This window comes from Paenibacillus plantarum (assembly GCF_013141695.1).
Lineage (GTDB): Bacteria > Bacillota > Bacilli > Paenibacillales > NBRC-103111 > Paenibacillus_E > Paenibacillus_E plantarum.
Window position 1 is genome coordinate 87979 of the sequence record NZ_WHNY01000065.1, and the last position, 23000, is coordinate 110978.

Here is a 23000-nt window from a genome sequence, read left to right on the forward strand (position 1 = left end):
CCTCGCTTCATTTTTTTGTGTTTAGTGTCTCGAACATAGCATCTTTGTCTGATATAATAATATTATTTCCCTCAGGCCACGCAATCCCAAAAGCCGGATCATCCCACCGCACACCTCTCGCACATTTCGGTTCATAGGACTCACTCATCTGATAAAACACTTCCGTTTCATCCTGAAGCGTCTGAAATCCATGAGCAAATCCCTCTGGAATATACAACATTGTTCTATTGTCCGCGGTTAACTCAACTGAAATCCACTTCTTATATGTCTCCGACTCTGGTCGTAAATCCACAATGACATCGTAGATGGCACCTCTAGTGCATCTCACCAACTTAGCTTCCTCGTGAGGAGCGCACTGATAATGCATACCTCTTAACGTCCCTTTTTTCTTGTTATACGAAATATTACACTGAACAAGATTCGGATTCATTCTCCGTTGCTCAAACTCATCGCGGCACCACGACCTGGCAAAGAAGCCTCGTTCATCCTCTATCTTGTCCAATTCGATGATATATGCATTCTTTAGTTTAGTTTCGGTAAATAGCAGTTAAAACACCTCCACTTCAGGAATCGGCACGACAAACCGTCCTCCCCAATCATAAATGTGTTTCATCTGCTTACTAATTTCATCCTTGAGATTCCACGGCAAGATGAAGACATAATCCGGCTTAGTCTCCGTTATTTTATTAGGGTCGTAGATCGGAATATGTGTCCCTGGCAGGAACAATCCTTGCTTATGAGGACTGCGATCCACAGTATAATCGATAAAATCGACACCTACTCCGCAATAGTTTAAAAGCGTGTTTCCTTTTGCAGGAGCGCCATATCCAACAATGGTCTTGCCTTCATTCTTAGCTTTGGTGAAAAATTCAAGAATTGCACGCTTAGTCGCCTTCACTTTCTCTGCAAAAGCTGTATATGTAGAAAGTTCATACATACCGAAAGCCTCTTCTTTCTTCAACAAGTCGTCGACCCTGCGGCTACTCGGATGCTTCCCGAAATCCTCATGTTGAGCATAAATGCGAATAGAGCCTCCGTGTGTAGGTAACTCTTGAACATCGAACACAGTTAATTTTTTTGAGGCAAAGATCTTCATAACGGTTACCAGCGAAAAGTAGGAAAAGTGCTCATGATAGATAGTATCGAATTGATTCTCCGACATAAGGCGAAGAAGATACGGGAACTCCATGGTGATGATGCCATTTGCTTTAAGCGCTAGTGTCATTCCTCCCACGAAATCGTGAAGATCCGGTACATGAGCCAGAACATTGTTACCAATCAGCAAGTCAGCTTTTTTATCCTTTAATGCCAGCTCAGCTGCTGTCTTCCTCCCAAAAAAATCAACGTACGTAGGAATCCCCTTCTCTTGAGCAACTTTGGCAACATTCGCTGCTGGTTCAACTCCTAGAACAGGGATATTCTTTTCCTTAAAATATTGCAGCAGATACCCATCATTACTAGCAATTTCAACAACCAGTGAATTACTTGTTATTGGGTATTTAGATGTAATATCATCTACATAATGCCTTGCATGCTCAAGCCAGCTGTCTGAGTATGAACTAAAATAAGCATATTCACTAAAAATATGCTCAGCAGATTCAAACTTCTCCAACTGGACTAAAAAGCATTCCCCGCAAACATAAGCATGTAAAGGATAGTAATTCTCTTTTTTATTTAACGCATCCTTATGTAAATAAGAATTGGACAACGGTGTCATTCCTAGATTGACACAAGACTGGGTTAATTCTGCATTACAAAATCGACATTTTCTATCATTCATAGGATTTGCTCCTTAGCTATGAGCACTTAGTTTCTCATATTTCTCAATTTGCTCTAGAGTTACTCGAAGCATGTTTTCTTCACGATGAAACGCACGAGTCCATTCTACAATCCACGCTATTGTTTCATCAGTCGAAAGCCGCGATTTCCAATTTAGCATGCTGCGTGCTTTGGTGCTGTCCAATCTTAGTATTGAAGCTTCGTGAAATGTTTCACCAGTATCATGTAGTACATGAGTTTGATCCCCGCCCCAAAATGATACCATTTTGAAGGCTAGGTCATTCACTGTCATTTCCCCTGAATAGGAAGGCCCAAAATTCCAGCCGCCTGATAAATCTTTATTGTCCCATAGCGCTTCTGCCAAAAGGATGTAACCAGCTATTGGTTCAAGTACATGCTGCCAAGGACGAATCGCATGCGGATTTCTCAGAACAATATCTCTGCTCTCGGATAAAGCGCCTAGAATATCAGGGACTAAACGATCGACTGACCAATCACCACCGCCAACAACATTCCCCGCTCTCGCAGAAGCAATCGTAATCTCTCTAGCACTGAAAAACGAATTAATATAAGCAGATGTTACTAATTCAGAGCAACCTTTACTCGCACTGTATGGATCATAACCACCCATAGAATCCGATTCTCTATAGGGCCAAATCCATTCTTTATTGTCATAGCATTTATCACTAGTCACGTTAATAAAGACTTTTACACTTTCTTGTTGTCGAACAGCTTCTAAGACTGATACAGTTCCCATAATGTTTGTTGAAAACGTAGTTACTGGATCAGCGTAGGAAGGCCGAACCAATGCTTGTGCTGCAAGGTGCAATACAATATCCGGTTGATGATCGTTCATAGCTGTTTTCAAACACTCAGTATCTCTGATATCTCCATACGTCGTCGGATATCTTTTCTCTAACCCAAGTAAATTGAATAGATTAGGGTCCGTATTTGGCTGCAATGAATAACCAGCTACTTCAGCACCCAATTTCGTTAGCCACAAAGACAACCAACTTCCTTTAAATCCAGTATTTCCAGTAATGAGCACTTTCTTACCTTGCCAGAACGTTTGTTTCATGACCATACCTTCCACGGTGCTTTACCAGATTCCCATAACTCCTCAAGCTTAACCCTGTCTCTAAGCGTATCCATTGGCTGCCAAAAATGATGGTGGCGATAAGCTGATAACTGTGAATCTTTAGCTAAGTTCTCAATCGGCGCTTGTTCCCAAATTGTCTCATCATCTTGTATGTAATTTAAAGCTTTAGGCTCAAGTACAAAAAAACCGCCATTTACCCACGCACCATCTCCCTGAGGCTTTTCCTCAAATGAGGTTACTAAATTGTGATTCATATCTAGTGCCCCAAATCGCCCTGCAGGTTGAACTGCTGTAACGGTAGCTATTGTTTTTTGCTCTTTATGAAATTGGATAACTTCCGCAATGTTAACATCACTTACCCCATCTCCATAGGTAAAACAAAACGTCTCGTCGCCAATATATTTTTGCACCCTTTTTAATCTACCGCCAGTCATTGTGTGTTCACCTGTATCAACTAGCGTTACTTTCCAATTTTCCGCGTTGTTCTGATGAACTTCCATGGTATTCTTCAGCAAATCAAAAGTCACATCCGACATATGGAGAAAGTAGTTAGCGAAATACTCCTTAACCATATATCCTTTATATCCTAGACAGATAATAAACTCATTAATTCCATAATGGGAGTAAATTTTCATAATATGCCATAATACAGGCTTCCCGCCAATCTCAATCATCGGCTTCGGTTTTAGATGCGTTTCTTCACTGATTCGGGTGCCTAGTCCTCCCGCAAGAATAACTGCTTTCATATGTTCCCTCCCTTACCTATAATTCTAATCAATGCTACTCCTTGCGGAACACCGCTTCCTCATAACGAAGCATAACGAGATCTTCTTGAAAAGGCAGTAGCTCAGGAAAGCTTGATGTTTTTTGTAATATTAGCTCGGCGTAAGGAATTCCCGCTTGAATGGTTAAGGGGACCCCTCCACCAAATCTCGGATTAATTTCGGTAAAGTAAAAGCGGTTTGTATGATCCTCAATAATTCCTTGAAGCGTGACTGGACCATAGAAGGGAAGTTGTCGCAAAACATCGTTAGATGCGCGAATAATCGCATCATTTTTCCTTGTCACCGTTTTACTTACCTCCCCAGCCCTTACTTCCAACCTTACACGCGGCACAACGGATCTAACCTTGCCTTGCTTGTCTACATAAGCATCTATCGTGTATTCTTTACCCGAAATAAATCTTTGAACAATCGGAGATGATACCCTTTGTATCCACTCACTAGCATTGTTTTTTTCAAGATCGATAAAGTGCACATCCTTGCTTGCCATTCCTCTTCTCGGCTTAACAACCCAGTTATCACTCTTTTCAGCAAACTGCTCTGGTAAATACGTCTCCGGCGTCGAAATCTGATGATTTATAAAAAATTGATACATGTGATACTTATCTAAACAAACACGAAGTGTCTCTAAACCGGAAACGAGGATGTCGATACCCTCAGCTTCGAATTTATGGTTCTGCTTAGCTAGTAGCATTAGCTCGGGTTCAAAAAGCGGAATAACAATGCTCACTCGTTCTGCGCGACAGATTTCCAATAACCGATCAATATAATCTGGATCATCGAAGCGCGGAAGTTGATAAACACAACTTACAAAGTCACTTGCCGGAGCATAATCAGGGTTCAAGTCTGTACCAACTACTCTGACACCCGCGTTTGTAAAATGCTTTATTAACTGCACTCTTCGGCCTATTGCTGTAAATAACACTGTTTTCATAGGAACTCTCCCACTAGATAAGTCTATTAGACATAATCCAATCCCCTAGAACCTCTTGACTAATGAACGGATCGTTATCTACCGATGGCTTAACCGTCGTTCTTACCGCATTTGGGTACTCCTGTTGGTCATGGTTCGAAAAGTGTGATGGTATGATATACATATCCGGTGTTTCGTAGGAAGTGTACACCTCATCATCCGACATCAATTCTTCATACATCTTTTCCCCTGGTCTAAGACCTATCTCCTTGATTTGAACTATCTCTTTGATTTGGTATTTGTTGGTCACTTTCTCGACCATTACTTCAGCGAGGTCTGATAAGCGAATCACTGGCATTTTCAGAACAAAAACTTCCCCGCCTCTAGCCATTTCATTCGCTTTAAGCATTAAAGAAATTGCTTGAGTAGGAGTCATCATGTACCGCTTCATGTCCAAATTTGTTACAGTGACATATCGATTCTCTAAAATTTGTTGTTTAAAAAGTGGGATCACAGAACCACGAGAACTCATGACATTTCCAAATCGAACTGAAGAGAAAATAGTTTGTTTTGGACCCTTTTGATACTCCGCGGCGGAGATTAATCTTTCGGATGTAAGCTTGGTTGCTCCATACGTATTCGTCGGAGATATCGCTTTATCCGTGCTTGTGAACAGCACCTTCTTTACCTTTGCAGCTATAGCTGCTTGTATCACATTTTGAGTGCCCAATACATTTGTCTTTACCGCTTCGAACGGATTGTATTCACAGGCCGGAACATGCTTCATAGCTGCAAGATGAAATACATAATCGATATCTTCCATTGCTCTTAGCAGCCTCTGATCGTCACGAATATCCCCAATCAAGTAACGAATATTTGTATTCTCACTAAACTCCTGCTGCATTTCATACTGTTTATGTTCATCTCTACTATAAATGCGAACCACTGAAGGGTTGTAGGTCAAGATTGCTTTCAGTAAGTGCCGCCCTATTGTGCCCGTACCACCTGTAATTAACACTTTTTTGTTCGTATACATTTGAAATACGGCCCCTGTCTAATTATTCATCGGTTTTTCTTGGTTCAGGGCAATCTGTACAGCTTTTTGCATGTTCATGTAAAGTGGAGTTATCATCTGCAAATCGTTCCGTATATCGTAGACAAACTTCCCAACTTTCTCGACAACCTTCTTTGTTTTTACTAGCATGTCCGACTCATACTTTATTGTATCAAATTGCTTCGTAAGCCACTCAAGCTGCAGCATATTCATTGGTTTAAGAATCGTCTTGTAAAATTCATTTTTTTGAAAAGACTCAAACGCAGTGTCAAACTTTTGCGTCAGTTTGAAAGCTTTTTTAGCGTTCTTTTGATTAACACTACGATTCATATCATTAAAAATCCCAATAACTTCATCAATCTGCTTAACAAAGAGCTCACGCTTCTCTTCCAAGAACTTGGATTGCTCCCTTAAATAATTCAGATCGTATCCTAGCCCTTCATTGACATACCAGTTCGAATCTACAACCTCATCATTCAAATATACCTTCATGACATCGCTTAAATCCATAAATTGGGTCCCTTGAATCTTGGCACCCCCTTGAGTTGTATTAATAACGGTTCTATCGGTGTACTTTGTCAGATGGAACTCCATCTCAAGTCTCATTGTGTTAAATGACCAGTCAGTTTGAATCATGTTTCCAGAAACATCTTCCACTTGGAAAGAAGCGTCTAGATCACTTTGTACAAGTACTCTGGTGTTTTCAAGACCACTCGCATAGTAGCTATTATTACGGTAACCAAGATTTTGACCGACCAAAACAATGGGATTACAATGCATTTCAGAAAATAACTGCAGAGCTATTATTGCAATTGATGGAGCATCTTCAAGTTGCTCAAACGTTTTTTCATTTTCCTTTTTTAATAGCATACCCACTATGGGATCCTTATCTGTAAAAAGAGACACTAACGGTCCAGGATAATCCTTCAGCGTTCCAGCACCTACAGTCGACCCATAAATAAGTGGAATGCATGTAATCTCCTCATCAATTACTTTCTTGAAGACATTCACATTGTGAAAATGTGGATCATAGGTGCAAGCACCGTCAGGTATAATACCATGGTGTAATAAAGATGTAATCGCTGAACCAACAGCGAAGATATACGCAGATTTCTGCGCTTTAATGTATTTGAGGTTCTCGATTTCTTCAACTAATGATGGTCCTGCAGCTACAATGATTACAGGCTTACCTTCAAATAATTGCTTTTTATTACATATATGCTCTGCATGTATGGTAAATGGAAAATTGTCCAAAGCATTAATGATCCATTTTTTTTCGAACGCATGTCTAAGCTGGAATATTTTCCGGGTTTCCTGAAGAAAATGCTGCATGGTCTCTGAAAATCTTCTAAATGCTTCAGCATAGACTCGTTCATAGCTAGGCAGAGTAATAATCGTTGCTTGTCCGCTTGTTTGATTAACAAAGTCCTGAACGTAGCTGCTGCATTCGCTAACATCGAGTTCTACGTAAATATGCCTAAGCATCGACCATCTCTTCATGTCTTGATGTGAAAGAAAAGCACGAAATACATCCACATCTGGTTCATATATCGAAAATGGGATCGTAGGATTATGCCGCGCAAAAATATCAATATGGTAACCCAACCCAACTCCATAAAACAGTACATGGTTATGTGCGTCTTGAAGGTGCTGTTCCATGAACTTCCCGGCTTCGTGTAACGGATTATATTTGCTGTGTAGATACTCGGCAGTTCCAGAACGCTCGACTACTAGGGTAGAATCCCCCGACTTACTGTCTACTACTTGTACTTGCCCACTTTCCCCAATAAAACCAATCTTGCTTGCAAAATAGGGGTGTTTCGCTTTTAGTAAAGCATAGTTGTCTGCAACCCTCATTTAGGTAACCTCTTGCTCAACGATGATGACAAGAAAACCATGTATTTTTTCTAAAATCGGTAAAACTTCATAGTTTAAAATATCTCCAATCGCAACAGAATCCTGAGCACTAATTGCCTCATATAATCCTTCCAATTCATTAGAAAACTTGATGATTGCATTCTCAACTTCATGCCATCCCTCGTATGAAGAAGCTCCTGCTTGCGTCATCGACTCAAAAACTTGAAAGATCCATGAAAATGCTTCAGCTAGTTGTGGCAGCTCGCTCCATGGCTGATGTTCCAGCGATTTATAAAAACGATCAGCCTGATCTTTAATTACTGGTAATGAGCGATTCAAATATTGTTCAAAGCTGAGTATGACCTCGTTAAGTTGTGATCTCACATTGTTAGTTTCCATCATTACACCCCATCGATATGCATGTCGTATATGTAATCTTATACAATATTATCGGTTTTTGTCGAACAATTATAAAGAGGGAACAAAAAGAAAAAGACTGGGAAAATTGTCCCAGTCTTTTTGATTACCATACTACTATTAACGAAGCAATTGCAGAACGCCTTGTGGTTGTTGGTTCGCTTGAGCCAACATTGCTTGAGCTGCTTGGGAAAGGATGTTGGATTTTGTGAAATCCATCATTTCTTTCGCCATATCCACGTCACGGATACGGGATTCAGCTGCTGTCAAGTTCTCAGAAGCAGTTTGCAAGTTGTTGATTGTGTGCTCCAAACGGTTTTGAACAGCACCCATTTTGGAACGTTGGGAAGATACGTTTTTGATAGCTGAATCAAGTGAATCTAACGCTTTGGAAGCACTAGTCGCAGTACTTACATCGACAGAAGAAATACCAAGAGCTGCAGAACGCATGTCGCCAATGCCAAAGCTAATTGTTTGTCCACGGTTTGCACCAATTTGGAACGTCACACCGCCACCACTAGAGGATTCTGTTTGAGCTTGGCTCAATCCAAGATCTTTAACAGCTGTTCCGCCAGCTTGATCATCCAATCTTACTGGGCCGCTTTCGCTATTGATTACAAATCTTCCATCTTTATCAGCGTTCACAGTTACTTTCTCAATATAGCCTGCTTGACCAGACGATTTCCCAGTTGTATTGTTGTATGCGGTGATGGCAGCATTGAGGTCTGTTTGCAACTGAGTAGCAGTAGAAGACATTTTGTCTTTGTTATTAATAGCTGCTGTTGTTGTCACTTGCATCAAGATGTCACCAACATGCATATCAAACTTAGTGCCCGAAGCAATATTTGCACCGTTATAGTTGGAATCGCCATCTTTTTTAACTGCAGTGTTCATCACAGTTTTCAACACACCATTAGCTGCCGCAACATCAATTTTAGAATCAGTTCCCTTAGTTCCACTTTCTAGTACTAGTTTGCCATTTGTTGTATCAATATAACCAGTAACATGCGCTACACTTTTACCTGAAGCATCGATAGCTTCATTAATTTTGTTTACAATAAGCTCAGCAGCTGCATTACGGGAAGTACTGCTGCTTGTCATGCCGCTAAGCGTACCTTTTTCAACACTTGTAAGATCTTGCCAGTTTACATCAATATCAGTACCATCAATAGTAATTGTTTCTTTTACAAATTGGCTTGCTGCCAGAGCAGATTTATTATTTTCAATAGCAGCAGCTGAAGTTGAAGTACCGCCAGACAATTTAGCTACAATCGCTCCATTTGTTGAATCTTGAGCTACGTTGGATGTGCCAGCAGATTTCAAGTTACCATTCAGCAACTTTTGAGTATTGAACTCAGTTGTGTTACCGATACGGTCGATCTCGGATTTAAGCTGTTTAACCTCTTCTTGAAGTGCTGCACGGTCGTCATTTGTGTTCGTTCCGTTTGCGGATTGGTCAGACAATTCGCGCATACGTTGAAGGATGGAGTGAGTTTCGTTCAATGCACCCTCAGCTGTTTGAATCAAGGAGATACCATCTTGAGCATTCTTAGCAGCCATATCCAAACCGCGGATTTGTGCTCTCATTTTCTCGGAGATTGCTAGACCAGCTGCATCATCACCAGCGCGGTTGATGCGAAGACCGGAAGACAATTTCTCAAGGGATTTGCTTGCTGCTGCTGTGTTACCCGTCAATTGACGGTGAGTGTTCGCTGCTGCGATATTGTGATTAATTCTCATGTGTTTCTTCCTCCTGAAGGTTCGTTTGATCCACATCCATGTGGATTTATTTTGAGCTCACAAGCGGGTCGGCCGCCCAGCTTGAGGCCCGTTGTTATATATATCGTCCTAGCGATTCCGAAAGTTTATAGGTAAATACAAAAAAATGTCGACCAAGGTCGACATTTCCGCTTTATTTGGACTTATTCATTAATTTGCTTAGGTTTAAAGGACTAATTGGATTAGAAACCGCTTCTTTATTCGACTCTTGTATGTTCTGATAGATCTCTTTGCGGAAAACTTCGACATGTTTTGGTGCGCGAATGCCCACACGAATCGTATCTCCCTCACTACCCAGAACGACGATCTCGATCTGATCACCGATCATAATCGATTCTCCTTTTTTCCTGGCCAATACGAGCATACTCCTCACCCCTCCACTTGTGTTGGTTCGCCTACTTCGCTTAACACGATTTCATGTTTGACGTTGTACTCCGAGTCGTGCAAGATAATCTGCTTGGCTAACTGCTCTTGTACATTCCATATAATAGGCGCCAGGAGGTTAAGTGTAATTTTCGTAAAATCATCATTTACCGTAACGACCGACCAGACTTGCACATCCTCTGGCTTCTCAATGTTTAATTCAGTCTGCACAGCGTCTGGAATACTTAACTCATAATCTTTAAAGAAAAGAAAAGGGTCTGTTACCAAAAAAGTAAGACCGCCTTCTTGTACGGATTGGAAATATGAGAAAGGAGCACTATCAGCTGGCTGAACTAATGTAAACCGAGTTAGTTCTTCAAAGCCTGGCACTCCTTGTGTAAACGTGACTATATCCGAGTCCTGCACTTCGATCTCTCCGAAAAATAAAGTCGTTATCTTCATCTACCTAGCTCCTTCATTTGAACGAATAATGAGAAAACCTCTATCGGGGCCATTCGAAGATGAGCGACCGCGTTTAGAGGTAGGTTATATCACCAATAATCAAGCTGTTTTCGGAAACCGAAAAATTATACTTTCTTATGTGGTAAAAAAGGCTATAGAAATCATCTATAGCCTGATTATACCCTATTATGTTTTGAAATCAATTTGTGGCACCGAGATATCTACCTTAGGATATTGTCTCATGTAAATATCAAGTTTACCTCGATTATACTCAATCTCAGGCTTATTCACTTGCGCATTAACATTTATTTTACCGTCCGTAACATTGATTTCAGCTTTGCGTGCTGTATACGTTATATCAACGTTATCGTAACTTGCTTCACCGTAGTAATCGAATTGTGGACGGCTAATACTAAGGTCTTTCGCAATCTCAGCAATTGCATTCCCGCCATGATGAATGGCAGCCATCCTATTGCCATCCTCTACACGCCTGGCGATCCCCTGCATAGCAATTTGTGAGCACTGAGAATAGATCCGGCTCAAAGCTGTTAGAATCGGCCCTTGACCAAGGGCGTCCCAAGCTCGGCTTTGATCTATCTCTAGCTCTCCCCTAGGCTGTTGTATGTCCTGTTTAGGGCGATCAACTTGCATTTCATAAGTAGCTCTAGGCTGTCGAATATCTTGCTTTCCGAGGTCGGCATCTATTCCAATTAGAGCCGGCTGCTGGCTTATTTGTATTTGTGGGATACTTGGCACTTCAACCGCCTCCTAATTGAAATTATTACCGCAAGAAATCAACTAATGTAGGGACAATCACTTTGGATCCGGCAGAAAGCGAAGCCTGGTAGACATTCTCTTCCATTTTCAAATTGGTGATAACTAATGACATGTCTGCATCTTCCGTCTTCGATTGCAGACTTTGCAAGTTAATACCAATGTCTTGCAAGCGCTCCTCTGCAAGCTGAACGCGATTTGTTTTGGCACCAATATCTGCGCGTGCACCCAGGACTCCACTCATTCTTTGATCCATAAGTTCAATAGACTTCTGTATATCTGGTGTTGTACCTGATGCTAAAGCCGCAGATAAATCCTTTAAAATTTGAAAAGCGTTATTAACATCACCGGATTTGCCAAAAATCTCTTCCGCTGTTTTATTCATAGCGATTTGAACGCCAGCACCAATTTCAAACTTAATTTCACCACTATCCGTTACAGCATTAGCTGCATTATCCGGATCAGGAAATGGCGCCTTATCTGTGATTTGCCCATTAAAGACAAATTTACCATTGAATTGACTATTTCCGATGTTCGTTAACTGATTATACAACTGGTCAATCTCCGTTTTCATCGCATTCAGCGACTCTTCCGAGTTGGTGCCATTCGCAGCTGCTACAGCAAGCTCACGCGCTCTTTGCATGACACTTCCGGTTTGATCCAACATCGTATCCGTATAATCTAGAAAAGAAACCGTCGCATCGACGTTTCTCTGATATTGATCGTTCGTTTCTAGCTCACTTCGGTAGCGCATAGAGAAACTAATTCCCACCGGATCATCTGAAGGCTTATTGATCTTGCGACCTGTTGACAATTGATCTTGAAGCTTATCCATCCGCGATAAATTTCCATTCAAATTACGCAGCAATTGTGTGTTTAACATGCCTTGTGTTACGCGAAGAGCCATTGCAATTCCACCCCATACCTCAAGTTTTGTTACTTACATCTATCTGCCTACTGTACCCATTGAGTTAATCACCTTATCTAGCATCTCATCAAATGTAGTTAAGGAACGCGCTGCCGCGTTATATGCATGCTGGTATTTAATCATATCGGCCATTTCTTCATCTAACGAAACACCGCTTACGGATTGACGTCTTGCATCCACTTGATCGACAAGAATCTTCTGGTTAGAAACTTGGCGTTGAGCCTCTTGCGTTTGGACCCCGATTTCGGAGACTACTGCACGAAGGAACTCGTCAAATGTCCCACCATTCAAAATGATTTTGGTAACTCCCGATCCGTCGAAATTATATTTCTGATTTTTGATTCCCGCCATTTTCAGCGCTAGCTCATTATTACCTTTTACAACATGCTCAACACCATTGGCGTCAAAATACGTCTTCGAAGAAGCTGCAATATTTTCAACATTATCTGTAATATTCGCACTAACTTTAAATGTGGCTGCAGCTGTACTGAAATCAGCAATCGGAGTGAAGAAATCGCCACCTTTTGTAGGAGGATCTTGCAACGTGTACCCTTCTTTATGTGCCGCATTCACCGAAGTTACAATGGTGGAAACCATCGAATTCAATTGATTCTTATACTCTGTAACGTAACGTTGATTGGATAGCATAAGTCCATAAAGCTCACCGCTGTTTAAATCAGCTGGATACGCAGAAGCTGCCGTATTCTCATCGAACTCTGTAGCTGTGCTTGCCACAACCAAATCCTGATTTCCCATCTTCACACGATAACCGCCTGATTCTTCTTGAACGGAAACATTGATAACCTTTGACAGTTCATCGACTAGCAAATCACGCTGATCGCGAAGATCATTCGCATTATTGCCAAGACCCTCAACACGGAAAATCTCATTATTCAAGCCGGCAATTTGCTTTAGTGTTGTATTCACTTGTGTGACTTTAACCGTAATATTGTCATTTAAATCAGACGAAAGGTCGTTCAATTGCTTCGCTGCATGATTAAATGCGTCAGTTACTGCCAATGCGCTCTCTTTAACAACGGCTCTTGTCTCCAAATTATCTGGTTGCTTACTCAGCTCTTGCCAAGAGTTCCAGAAGTTATCAAGAACTTGTCGAAGACCTGTATTAGAAGGCTCATTAATAATCGCTTCCAATTTCTCAAGAGTATCTTGGCGAACAGTCCACTCGCCTAGACTCTTATTCTCATTCGCATATTGCTTATCTAGGAAAGCTTCACGAATACGTTTCACTTCTGTAAACTCGACACCCTGCCCCATTTGTCCAGGGATTGTTGAACGGTTAAAACTTAATGCCTCAATGGGCTCAGAAGCAACCATTTTGACAACCTGGCGTGAAAAGCCCGGCGTGTTGGCATTTGCCACGTTATGTCCAGCCGTTGTAAGTGCTGCTTGCTGCGTTAGGATCCCACGCTTGGATATTTCAATTCCGCCAAAAGTTGATCTCATGGTTTCTCTCTCCTATGCCCTACTGGGTATTCTGATTAAGATTTACGCCTAGCCTCTTCGATCGAAAAGTCCTTGCCGATTTCCGCTCTTAGCTTGGTTCGGATTCTTGTACACCATATCATCATCTGGCGGTCCAATAATAAGATCCAGTGAATAGTCTACAAAAGCCAATGATTGCTCAATCAATTGTTGATTGATTACGTTACTTAACTTCAATTCCTCTATGGTAACAAGCAGTGTTTGTTGAGCTTTCATAAGTGCTTGCTTCTCTTCAGCTTTAAAAATCACTTTAATTAAATCACTTACCGTGATATTGGGATTGGGATTGTAACCTCTCGATATCAAGTAAGAACCGATGAATAAAATACGTTGTTGATTCGCCTCTGCAATCGCTCTAACCCACTTGTTCTCTCGATTCACAATCATATTGAGCTCATCAATATTGTTGCTGACAAGGACCTGCTTCTTCACCTTGGCTAGTTCAAGCAATGCCTCATGCGCTTCCTGCAGTGTGTTCATCGTTTCCAATAAAGGCTGTATTGACATTATCGTCACCCACTTTTATCTAATGTATAAATGAGCTGTTTATTTCAAGTATGGTAACATCTTCTCTGCGATTTTACCCGCGTCCACATGGTAAGTTCCAGATACAACAGAAGATTTCAATTGATCAATTCGAAGGGATCGCTCTTCTGTTCGATTTCCTTGAGCACCAAGCAGCTCTTTCGCTTCAGCAGATATCTCAACCTGATCCTTCGCTTTACCCTTCTTCCCTGCAGCCTGTGCGAATGCGGATTCTCCCGATTTCTTATATGGATTCACATTGCCAATGCGCCCATTATCATTAATTTTCATACCGATACACTCCTATATTCTCTGACCTAAAAAATAAAATGCCGATAATCGTTAGAACTATTATCGGCATCTTCTATATGAAACTTTATATCTTAACTGACCTATTTCTAAATTAGTGGCGGTCCCGTAAGCGTTCTTGAATTTTAAAGCTGACTTTACTTTCCTGAGAAGCATGATCCTGCTTTCGCCGCTCATCCTCCGAATTATTCCTTACATCCTTTACAAGCTTCATTCGGCAAGGTTCGCAAATTGTATTTTCACGGATTAGAGTTCCACATACTTCACATGGATACGACATATTAGGCGCATGCAGAATGGAAATGCGGCCTTCACGAATGAACTTTGTAATTTGTTTAAGAGAGACACCTGTCGCTTCGCTTAAATCGTTTATATTGACGCCTTTATTTTCACGTAGATACTTCACACATTTCTCATATTGTAACTCTAGGTCTTTCATGCAATTCGGACAAAAATCGGCAAAGCCTTTTACAAATATTTTCCCACAACGTGAACAATTCTGCACATTCATACTCATTGTATGTCCCCCTTTTCAGCATTCCCAGTTTCCACTTTTTAATTCCAGTTTACCGCAATTCGACAGCTTTTGCCTAATACTATTTTTATAAAAATAGGACTTTGACCTATTTATCTCGCCCATGTGAGTCCGCAAATTTCGACACGCATCGACATTTTCTCTTTTAACACCATCGCACATTGATTCATCGTACTCCCCGTTGTGTACACATCGTCAACAATATAAATAATAATGGCGTCCCCGTAACCCATTATGGCTCCAAGTTCTGTCGTATCAAACTCAAAAACGTGTGCAAGGTCATCGATCCTCTCACTTCGACTTTTAAAACTCTGCTTTGCCGTATGTTTAGAACGATTGAGTAAACGGATGACCGGAAGGTCCACTCGTAGGCCTAGCTCTCTCGCCATTTGTTCCGCTTGATTGAATCCACGCTCTTGCATGCGTTGATCACTTACGGGCACGTAGGTGATAACTTCTCGAACTTGCCCCGCTGACGCCGATACCCGATCCAACCGAAGTTGCTGAAAAGCATGAACCAGCATATGACCGAAAACTGCCTTCAAGCGCTCGTCTCCTCGATACTTGTATCTAGCCAACAGCTCTTTCATCGTCTCATCATATCGGACGGCACTTCGGCTTTTGGCGAAATAGGTGTGCGGTTTCCGACGACAATCTGGACAATACTCACCTCGTCCACATGATAAACAAACCACCTTACGAATCCACGGAATTCGGGTGTAGCACGTGTGACAAAGCCCCAACTGGCCTCTCTCCAGACTGGTTACCTGTTTGCACAATAAACACATTTCCCGCTTAGGGCTTAATAACGAAAATAGCGTGTTCCCGAGACGCCTCCACTTGCTCATACCTGGCCTCCTTGTAGAAAGCCCTGTCTTCGCGCAATCCGATTCATCGTGCGTATCTGCCGAACAGCTTCTTTCTGTGATTTCGTTATTTCTGCAGCTGCCAAATATACCTTGCCATGTGGGTCATCCTTCGATCTCCCAGCCCGACCTGCCATCTGGACAAGTGCAGCTTCATCGAACAACTTCGAGTCTGCATCCAAAATGAAAACATCGGATTGGGGCACGGTTACCCCACGTTCGAGGATGGTCGTCGTTACGAGTACACGAATATCCCGATTTCGGAAAAGCTGTACCTTCTCCGTACGCGAAGTATCCTTAGAGGAGGTTCCCTCTACGCGAACCACTGCGCTTTTAGGGGCCTTGCTCAACTTCTCTCTCAGCAGCATGACCATCGGCTCCACAAGCTGGATATTCGGAACGAATACAAATACTTGTGCTCCACGTTCAATAGATATTTCTAGTCGGGATTGAATAGATTCCGGGATGGATTGAGAAACAATGGATTTTCTTAATGTAGGCGTAGATATCAACTGAGGTACTGGTAGGGGATGTTTATGAAATCGTACTGGAACGCGAACATGTGGCAGACGTCCGCGTTCGGCTGCGTGTCTAACGCGCGTAGGCGGTGTCGCTGACAGTAGGATATTCGTTCCGCCGGGCTTGCACACTTTCTCTGCAGCGTAGCTAAGCATGGGGTTATTGTGATACGGGAAGGCATCGATTTCATCGATGATGACGAGGTCAAAAGCTTGATGAAACCGCAACAACTGATGCGTTGTTGCGATGGTGATTTGCCCTTGCTCCCAGCGCTGCTCGCTTCCGCCATATAGCGTGACCACGCTGTATGTAGCGAACGCCCGCTGGATGCGCGGTTGCAGCTCTAACACCACGTCCTTACGTGGTGTAGCGATGAGGACACGCCCGCCTCGAGCGGCGGTGTAGTGAATGAACGGGAAGATCATCTCTGTCTTCCCTGCGCCTGTAACGGCCCAGATAAGGAACTTGCCTGGGCCGCCAGGCTGCTTGCCTTGGATGTAGCGCAGCCCCTCAAGGGAAGCATGGGTCTGAGCATCACTGAGCCCCCAGGGCTCTATGTAGCCTTGTAATTCGTCGGTAGCCTCCGCGTCAGCAGTCGACAGCGCATTACCCGAGCCTCCGAGCACAAGCAAGGAGCAAGATCGAACCCTGCCCATTGCGAGGCACTCCTCGCAATAGGGACAGTCTTGTCCGCAATGCAAGCAGGCCGACCAGAACATCCGCGCTTCGCCGCTTCCACAGCGTTTACAAGCGTAATGCGAAGTCTTCCTGAACCATCGCCGCCAGTCACGCTTTACCTGTAGGTGTAAGCCACTCGTGAGCGACACATCGCCATTGAGATAGGCGAGTTGCAAATAGGCTGGCCACAAGGCTTCCAACCCCGCTAACCCTGCCGTCTCAACACCAGAAGCCTCTATTAGCTGCTGAAGCTCGTCTACCAATAGCGAACGCCCTCTGCAAGCTTCAACGAGATTAATATAAGTGGACGAGTGTAGCTGGAAGCTGCTGCTAAAACGTTTATCACACCATAACTTATAGTCCATCACTTCCGAACGCATTTCATCCACGTTCGCTATTCCAAGCACAGTGGCTTCCCGTTTAACCATCGCAAGTAAGCGACTCTCGTTAGTATCCTTAGAAGTCGCATCACTTTTTCTTAACTTCTCAAGCAGTTCCATGCCCTGCCCTAAAGAAACAAAAGGTTCGAACAATACGAGGCCGGCGTCGGCTGCGTAATGCTCGAACCAACATTGGATATCTGTCTGGGCATGCATCGTGAATTGCCACTCCCACACATATCTCTTGCGAACAGCATAGATCTGAACCTTCATTCCTCACCGTTCTCTCTTCATCAAATATAAATCATATAACGTACATGTTAGTTGAAGGTTAGTAAGTTTCTACCTGAAAGCGTTTGCTCTCAGACAACAGGAATCTTCACGAGATCCTCCCTATTACTGAGGTGAACAAGTACAACAGGATCTTCATCATGCTGACTCAGAAAACGATCAACGGCATCATAGTCAGACTGTACACGCAGCTCTATGGCATACGTTTGGGATAAACGCTCAATAATCTCTCTTGTATCGTCAGACGACCCCTCGTCAATAATCGTAGCCTTGACCTGGTTGCCTCTTACACGCGAAAAGAAAAATAATGAGCGAATAACCCACTCAATTTGATTTTGATTGTTTTTGGTAACAAGTAAAACAGTAGCAGGTTTCTTCTTCGTTCCCTTACGGGTACCCAATAAGAGATGCAGCACGATAATGCTCACGCCATAGCAACCGAAAATACAAAGCAATCCAATCCACATAGCGGGTCCCTCCCTTACCTGCAGTGTATGCGGCAGTGCAAAGGGGGGTTCCTATAGGCACGGAAAAGCAGGATAGCGAGTTACAATGTTACCCAACCATTCTTGATTGCAATAATTACCGCTTGCGTGCGGTCATCGACTTCCATTTTTTGAAGAATACTACTCACGTGGTTTTTCACTGTTTTCTCACTGATGTACAAGAATTCGCCAATCAGCTTATTACTCTTGCCTTCCGCCATAAGTCGAAGCACTTCTGCTTCCCTTTTGGTTAGTGGGCTATTCGCATTATGTATGTATTTCAATCCGGAATCCTTCACGCCTGTGCCCGTACCAACCACACCAACGTCATCCAGATACGTCATACGTCTTAGTTGATTGATTAGCTTACCCGTTACCTTCGGATGAATGTAGGCGTGTCCTGCAACGACAGAACGAATGGCATTAATCAGCGACTCCGCTTCCATATCCTTCAGCAAGTAACCTGAAGCTCCTTTGCGAAGCGTCTCAAACACATAGCTTTCATCATCATGAATGGATAGAATGATGACTTTAATATCAGGAAAAATCAGTTTCAGACGTTCTGTTGCAATGACACCGTTCTCCAAGGGCATATTGATGTCCATGAGCACGATATCAGGCGTAATTTGATTACACAATTCAATGACTTGGATGCCGTCGCCACACTCACCGATAACTTCCATGTCATCTTCCATATTAATGATCCGTTTAACACCTTCACGAAAAAGCTGATGATCGTCTGCAATGACAATATGTACATTGCGTTTGTGACTCGCCGTGTTGTCCATTCTAGTTTTCCTCCTTGTTCTCTCCAACGCCGCCGATAGGGATGAGCATCGTAATTTTTGTTCCTGAATCTTTCTCGGACTCCAGAACCATGGTACCTTCTAGCAGTTCCACACGCTCTCTCATTCCCAGTAAACCAAAGTTATTCCCCTTGGCTATTCTTAGTTCTGTTAGCGGAACATCAAAACCGATTCCGTTATCTACAACGTAAATCTGTACTTGATCTGGTTCTAGCGTGAGTTCAACAGACAAGAAGGTTGCTTTGGCATGTTTGTTTATATTCGATAAAGCTTCCTGCACCAAGCGGAAAATAGCTATTTCCAACCCAGACGGGATGCGTGTTTCTTTCCCGACCAAGTTAAACTGTGTGTGGATTCGATATTTGTCCTCGAAATCCTGCACATATTTCCGTAATGTAGGCACAATCCCTAAATCATCGAGCGCCATTGGTCGGAGGTTGAAAATAATTTTGCGAACCTCTTCAAGGCCATTTCTGACTTGTCCCTTTAAATCAACTAACTCATCCTTCACCGCCGAAATATCTTCCTTGACGAGCATCCGATGGGCAATTTCAGTCCGAAGCACAACGTTCGCCAAGGTTTGAGCCATACCATCATGAATTTCGCGCGCGATTCGTTTGCGTTCTTCCTCTTGAGCCAAAATAATTTTCAGCCCCAGCAGTTGTCGATTCTTAGCCGACTCAATAATACGTGTTAACTGATTGAGGTCCCCTGATAAATATTCCAGTGCAACATTCATCTGAGAGACGATCGTTTCGGCGCGTTCTACCTGCTTGTCCACATTCTTCATGCGAACCTGCAGGTCATTGCGGCGGATCTTGAGATTATTCTCTTTTTCCCGCGCAACGGTTAGCTGTAGTTGAAAAGCGATAGCGGCTTCATAAGCAATCTTGATATCTTCTTCTCGATACTTGTTGAAATCTCGACTCACTTCCGTGAGCCGGATCCGCGATCTCTTATATTCTTTCTCTAACATATCCACGAGATCAATCGTGACACCCGTCTCATGCTTAATGTCATTCAGCTCCCGAGTAAGCGACTCCTTCTCTAAGCGTGATGACTCAGCAATCTCAAACAATTGATACTTGCTGCTTTCCATGACGTTAATGGCGTTGGTTATGACCTTGTCTATAGCGTCTGGTTGCACATGAAACGAGCTCCTTTTAATAAAACCTTATAATAGTAAGTTGTCTACCCCATATTGTAGCATAGTTCTTCCCGTTTGCCGTGTACTTCTAGTACTATTTATTCAATAGAAATTCCGTAATTCTGGGGATCCCAGCCTACTTTGAAGCCTAATCGCTCCGAAATGAGCCGTAACGGGACCATTGTCACATTATTCATGATCGCTGGAGCCACTTCTGCCGTGACACGACCGCCATTTACAAGCAGATCAGCTTGATCAATCCATAGGTCAATTAGTTTATCTCCTCGAAGGACAGTTACCTTACGTTCTTTGTCATCCCACTTCACAGTGCCACCCAATGCTTCTGTGACAAAACGAATCGGAACCAACGTATTATCCTTCACGATCGTCGGTGCTTGTTCCAACGTCATAGGCTTGCTATTCAAAGTTGCTTGCTTCTTATTTACGGTAAGTTTAATTGCATTCTTAGGTAACGTTGGCATTTGTCCTTTATAAATGAATGAAATATCGTCAATATTAATTTTCCCTTTCGTGGCTCTTTCATCCTGCCCGTTAGCTGGATTTGCGACATAAATGCTTTTTACAAGCAACGGTGCCTTCAGATCCGACACATCCGCCGTCACCTTACGCCAGCCTGTCCAGTTCATATTTTCCGTAAAACTAACATAATTCAACTTACCATCCGCATCAATGACCTCTGCACGGACCCAGTTGAAGCTGCCATCACCCAAGACTTTAGCCGTTATAAATTCAGGTTCACCCTCAATCGGCGCACCATTCCCATTATTAAACCTCGCATAGGCCGCTTTCGTTCCTTGTCCCTTGGAGAAATCATAAGTGATTTCCAAGTTCTTATTTCCATTGTTCGGTACAATATTGACGCTAGCAACGACCTCTGCCGGATATTTGTCTCCTGTCGTCATGACTGCAAATTTATCTAAATCGTACCATACTTTCTCCTGCCCGACAGGCAAAGTTACCATAGTGCTATACCCATCGTATCGTGCAATAACCTGAGCCGTTTGCGCTCCAGATGTACTATCTACGTGTAAGACGCCATTCGTAATCGTTCCTTTAACTCCGCTAAGCTCCCAAGTCGCTGATGCCGCGGGTAACTCTCTCGTTGCTCCACTTCGCGTTGTAACGGTAATAGGAAGCTTGAAATCGCCGCCCTCCGTCAATGAGAATGATCCTGAGCTAAAAGCCATCGACGTAATCTGATCACGCCCGACAATTTCCACATCCATCGTTGCTGATCCTTTGCCTGATTTTGCGACAATCTGCGTTTTCCCAGGCATTGTTGGTGTATATACGTTATCCTTAAACGAGCCATTGGCTACCGTGGTACTCCATTGTGGAACAATTCCTGTTACAGCAATAGGATTATAATAATCATCATAAGCTTTGAATTGATAAGTGCTGGATTCATTTACGAATAATAAGGATTGCCCTTTTAAAATAAGACCTAGTAAATCACCTTTCGGCGCTGTCGAATATACCCCCAAACCGTTTGCTACCGCACGTTGATTTCCGTTTTGTGTTTTGTTCACTAGCTTCGGATCTACATCACCAAGTGGCCTAGACACCATCTGTGTCGATCCACCGCCATCAAGGACCATCCCTCGCCAAACACCAGCATCAATCATGAATTGCTGAAGCTCTGGCAGCGTCATCCCGGCACTAGGTCCGTTGCGATCGGCAGTAATGATGTAAGCCTTCTTCAGATCCTTGGAGTAACCCACTGCTGTCCTAGAAACAGGACTATATCCGTTGAAATCATTAATATTCCGTGTAAAATAGCTCGGCTTCGCCTCATCAACCAGCAATGTGCTGCCACCGATGAGCATTTTGAAGTTCTTCCAATCATATGTCTTCGACGCATCGTGTGGAATCATGTCGTACTTCGTCGAGATTTTATCGCCAACCTTGAGATGATTTACAATAAATTCTCTAGCTAAACCGGAGCCCCTAAGGATATACCCATCTGCAGGAGCAACCATTTTTACATTCGTATCAACTTGGATCTCCTTAACAATATCATTCTGGATGAGGGCCTCCGTCGGTACGTGTGTGCCATCCACAGCGCGCTGTGTCATCGCCCAAGCACTTGTATAAAGGAAAAGGCCGTCAGCTATCAGCGGAACATCATTATCGTCCCAGTAGAACGTTTTGTTCACACCACCAAGCTCGAACTTTGTCCCATCCTTTGCCGTAACCGTACCCTGGAAATCGAAAATATCAATAATCGGCTGATTCGTCTTCGTAATAGCAAAAGAGTACAACCCCGAAATCTTCGCTGGCGTCGCCATCACCTGTCCGTTCGTAATCTGCGCCCCCTCTGGTACGCCTTCCGCCTGGGTATTATAGAAATCCCCGTTTACGCCTGCTACAGCACCTGTATCCTTCACCATGCCGAGCACACTCTGGTTCTTCGTGAACTGATTGTTCGTTCCTGCCATTGCGTCTATCTTCACGTTCGGGTTCGTCAGATCCACTTCGATCACATTGGCGTTCACCGATACTTCCTTATTGCTTCGTGTTGTCGACCATACGTAATTCTTCATAATTGCACCTGATGTGATCGTCTCTTGCGAGCTCAACGTCAGTTTCGTGCCCGCCGCGTTTACCGTAACTCCCGACACCAACTGCCACACCATAGCGCAAGCCAGCGCTGCTACTCCTACTTGCCTCTGTACCTTCACGTTGCCGTTCCACTCCTCTTATTATCTAATACTTCCATGTCTATCAT

General features: G+C 43.1%; 23 protein-coding genes. All 23 read right to left on the bottom strand.

From position 1 onward, the window contains the following. Positions 1–7 precede the first annotated feature (7 nt). The gene (rfbC, locus tag GC096_RS22250) at positions 8–547 is read right to left on the bottom strand and encodes a dTDP-4-dehydrorhamnose 3,5-epimerase (RefSeq protein ID WP_171633432.1); all 540 of its coding nucleotides are present in this window, start codon (positions 545–547) and stop codon (positions 8–10) included. Further along, positions 548–1780: a class I SAM-dependent methyltransferase gene (locus GC096_RS22255; protein WP_171633294.1), complete on the bottom strand. Its 1233-nt coding sequence runs from the start codon at positions 1778–1780 to the stop codon at positions 548–550. 12 nt (positions 1781–1792) lie between these two features. Next, positions 1793–2857, bottom strand: coding sequence for a CDP-glucose 4,6-dehydratase (rfbG, locus tag GC096_RS22260; RefSeq protein WP_171633296.1), 1065 nt, complete (start codon positions 2855–2857; stop codon positions 1793–1795). After that, complete coding sequence (gene rfbF / locus GC096_RS22265) at positions 2854–3624, bottom strand: glucose-1-phosphate cytidylyltransferase (protein WP_171633297.1); 771 nt, start codon at positions 3622–3624, stop codon at positions 2854–2856. Before rfbF ends, rfbG begins: the two co-directional genes overlap by 4 nt. Positions 3625–3658: 34 nt before the next feature. Next, positions 3659–4594 carry an ATP-grasp domain-containing protein gene (locus GC096_RS22270; protein ID WP_171633299.1) on the bottom strand — a complete coding sequence of 312 codons (936 nt, stop codon included), beginning with the start codon at positions 4592–4594 and terminating at the stop codon, positions 3659–3661. 13 nt (positions 4595–4607) lie between these two features. Beyond that, positions 4608–5609, bottom strand: coding sequence for a UDP-N-acetylglucosamine 4,6-dehydratase family protein (locus GC096_RS22275; protein ID WP_171633301.1), 1002 nt, complete (start codon positions 5607–5609; stop codon positions 4608–4610). Between the two features lie 18 nt (positions 5610–5627). Next, positions 5628–7484 (bottom strand): motility associated factor glycosyltransferase family protein, encoded by a 1857-nt coding sequence (locus GC096_RS22280; RefSeq protein WP_171633302.1) that lies wholly within the window; start codon positions 7482–7484, stop codon positions 5628–5630. After that, entirely contained in the window at positions 7485–7886 is a 402-nt protein-coding gene (locus tag GC096_RS22285; protein ID WP_171633304.1) for a DUF8042 domain-containing protein, read from the bottom strand. Positions 7887–8021: 135 nt separating this feature from the next. After that, a complete protein-coding gene (locus GC096_RS39135) occupies positions 8022–9641 on the bottom strand; it encodes a flagellin N-terminal helical domain-containing protein (protein WP_171633306.1) in 1620 nt (539 codons plus the stop codon). A gap of 172 nt (positions 9642–9813) precedes the next feature. Then, complete coding sequence (csrA, locus tag GC096_RS22295; protein ID WP_171633307.1) at positions 9814–10044, bottom strand: carbon storage regulator CsrA; 231 nt, start codon at positions 10042–10044, stop codon at positions 9814–9816. A 5-nt stretch (positions 10045–10049) separates the two neighbouring features. Next, positions 10050–10505 (bottom strand): flagellar assembly protein FliW, encoded by a 456-nt coding sequence (gene fliW / locus GC096_RS22300; RefSeq protein WP_171633309.1) that lies wholly within the window; start codon positions 10503–10505, stop codon positions 10050–10052. A gap of 186 nt (positions 10506–10691) precedes the next feature. Then, positions 10692–11261, bottom strand: a complete 570-nt coding sequence (locus GC096_RS22305; RefSeq protein WP_171633311.1) for a DUF6470 family protein — start codon at positions 11259–11261, stop codon at positions 10692–10694. A gap of 25 nt (positions 11262–11286) precedes the next feature. Beyond that, complete coding sequence (gene flgL / locus GC096_RS22310; RefSeq protein WP_171633312.1) at positions 11287–12186, bottom strand: flagellar hook-associated protein FlgL; 900 nt, start codon at positions 12184–12186, stop codon at positions 11287–11289. Between the two features lie 39 nt (positions 12187–12225). Then, positions 12226–13671, bottom strand: a complete 1446-nt coding sequence (gene flgK, locus GC096_RS22315) for a flagellar hook-associated protein FlgK (protein WP_171633314.1) — start codon at positions 13669–13671, stop codon at positions 12226–12228. Positions 13672–13719: 48 nt separating this feature from the next. Further along, positions 13720–14217: a flagellar protein FlgN gene (locus GC096_RS22320; protein WP_171633316.1), complete on the bottom strand. Its 498-nt coding sequence runs from the start codon at positions 14215–14217 to the stop codon at positions 13720–13722. A 39-nt stretch (positions 14218–14256) separates the two neighbouring features. Next, the gene (gene flgM / locus GC096_RS22325; protein ID WP_171633317.1) at positions 14257–14526 is read right to left on the bottom strand and encodes a flagellar biosynthesis anti-sigma factor FlgM; all 270 of its coding nucleotides are present in this window, start codon (positions 14524–14526) and stop codon (positions 14257–14259) included. 112 nt (positions 14527–14638) lie between these two features. After that, entirely contained in the window at positions 14639–15055 is a 417-nt protein-coding gene (locus GC096_RS22330) for a flagellar protein (RefSeq protein ID WP_246302904.1), read from the bottom strand. A 116-nt stretch (positions 15056–15171) separates the two neighbouring features. Further along, a complete protein-coding gene (locus tag GC096_RS22335; RefSeq protein ID WP_171633321.1) occupies positions 15172–15927 on the bottom strand; it encodes a ComFC family protein in 756 nt (251 codons plus the stop codon). Then, positions 15924–17795 (bottom strand): ATP-dependent helicase ComFA, encoded by a 1872-nt coding sequence (locus GC096_RS22340; RefSeq protein WP_246302892.1) that lies wholly within the window; start codon positions 17793–17795, stop codon positions 15924–15926. The genes GC096_RS22335 and GC096_RS22340 overlap by 4 nt, the downstream gene beginning before the upstream one ends. A gap of 89 nt (positions 17796–17884) precedes the next feature. Next, positions 17885–18280, bottom strand: a complete 396-nt coding sequence (locus GC096_RS22345) for a glycosyltransferase family 2 protein (RefSeq protein WP_171633323.1) — start codon at positions 18278–18280, stop codon at positions 17885–17887. Positions 18281–18360: 80 nt separating this feature from the next. Beyond that, the gene (locus tag GC096_RS22350) at positions 18361–19086 is read right to left on the bottom strand and encodes a response regulator (RefSeq protein WP_056611570.1); all 726 of its coding nucleotides are present in this window, start codon (positions 19084–19086) and stop codon (positions 18361–18363) included. Between the two features lies 1 nt (position 19087). Further along, entirely contained in the window at positions 19088–20251 is a 1164-nt protein-coding gene (locus GC096_RS22355) for a sensor histidine kinase (protein ID WP_171633325.1), read from the bottom strand. Positions 20252–20349: 98 nt separating this feature from the next. Further along, a complete protein-coding gene (locus tag GC096_RS22360; protein ID WP_171633326.1) occupies positions 20350–22953 on the bottom strand; it encodes a stalk domain-containing protein in 2604 nt (867 codons plus the stop codon). Positions 22954–23000: the final 47 nt, after the last annotated feature.

What these genes read in the sequence shown, in the direction of transcription:
- GC096_RS22330 (WP_246302904.1), bottom strand. Translation starts at nt 15,055, where the DNA reads ATGAATGTGCAGAATTGTTCACGTTGTGGGAAAATATTTGTAAAAGGC.
- GC096_RS22345 (WP_171633323.1), bottom strand. Translation starts at nt 18,280, where the DNA reads ATGTGGATTGGATTGCTTTGTATTTTCGGTTGCTATGGCGTGAGCATT.
- GC096_RS22270 (WP_171633299.1), bottom strand. Translation starts at nt 4,594, where the DNA reads ATGAAAACAGTGTTATTTACAGCAATAGGCCGAAGAGTGCAGTTAATA.
- GC096_RS22285 (WP_171633304.1), bottom strand. Translation starts at nt 7,886, where the DNA reads ATGATGGAAACTAACAATGTGAGATCACAACTTAACGAGGTCATACTC.
- rfbG (WP_171633296.1), bottom strand. Translation starts at nt 2,857, where the DNA reads ATGAAACAAACGTTCTGGCAAGGTAAGAAAGTGCTCATTACTGGAAAT.
- GC096_RS22350 (WP_056611570.1), bottom strand. Translation starts at nt 19,086, where the DNA reads ATGGACAACACGGCGAGTCACAAACGCAATGTACATATTGTCATTGCA.
- GC096_RS39135 (WP_171633306.1), bottom strand. Translation starts at nt 9,641, where the DNA reads ATGAGAATTAATCACAATATCGCAGCAGCGAACACTCACCGTCAATTG.
- rfbF (WP_171633297.1), bottom strand. Translation starts at nt 3,624, where the DNA reads ATGAAAGCAGTTATTCTTGCGGGAGGACTAGGCACCCGAATCAGTGAA.
- csrA (WP_171633307.1), bottom strand. Translation starts at nt 10,044, where the DNA reads ATGCTCGTATTGGCCAGGAAAAAAGGAGAATCGATTATGATCGGTGAT.
- flgK (WP_171633314.1), bottom strand. Translation starts at nt 13,671, where the DNA reads ATGAGATCAACTTTTGGCGGAATTGAAATATCCAAGCGTGGGATCCTA.
- GC096_RS22275 (WP_171633301.1), bottom strand. Translation starts at nt 5,609, where the DNA reads ATGTATACGAACAAAAAAGTGTTAATTACAGGTGGTACGGGCACAATA.
- flgL (WP_171633312.1), bottom strand. Translation starts at nt 12,186, where the DNA reads ATGGCTCTTCGCGTAACACAAGGCATGTTAAACACACAATTGCTGCGT.
- GC096_RS22255 (WP_171633294.1), bottom strand. Translation starts at nt 1,780, where the DNA reads ATGAATGATAGAAAATGTCGATTTTGTAATGCAGAATTAACCCAGTCT.
- GC096_RS22280 (WP_171633302.1), bottom strand. Translation starts at nt 7,484, where the DNA reads ATGAGGGTTGCAGACAACTATGCTTTACTAAAAGCGAAACACCCCTAT.
- flgM (WP_171633317.1), bottom strand. Translation starts at nt 14,526, where the DNA reads ATGAAAATTAATGATAATGGGCGCATTGGCAATGTGAATCCATATAAG.
- GC096_RS22340 (WP_246302892.1), bottom strand. Translation starts at nt 17,795, where the DNA reads ATGAAGGTTCAGATCTATGCTGTTCGCAAGAGATATGTGTGGGAGTGG.
- GC096_RS22320 (WP_171633316.1), bottom strand. Translation starts at nt 14,217, where the DNA reads ATGTCAATACAGCCTTTATTGGAAACGATGAACACACTGCAGGAAGCG.
- fliW (WP_171633309.1), bottom strand. Translation starts at nt 10,505, where the DNA reads ATGAAGATAACGACTTTATTTTTCGGAGAGATCGAAGTGCAGGACTCG.
- GC096_RS22335 (WP_171633321.1), bottom strand. Translation starts at nt 15,927, where the DNA reads ATGAGCAAGTGGAGGCGTCTCGGGAACACGCTATTTTCGTTATTAAGC.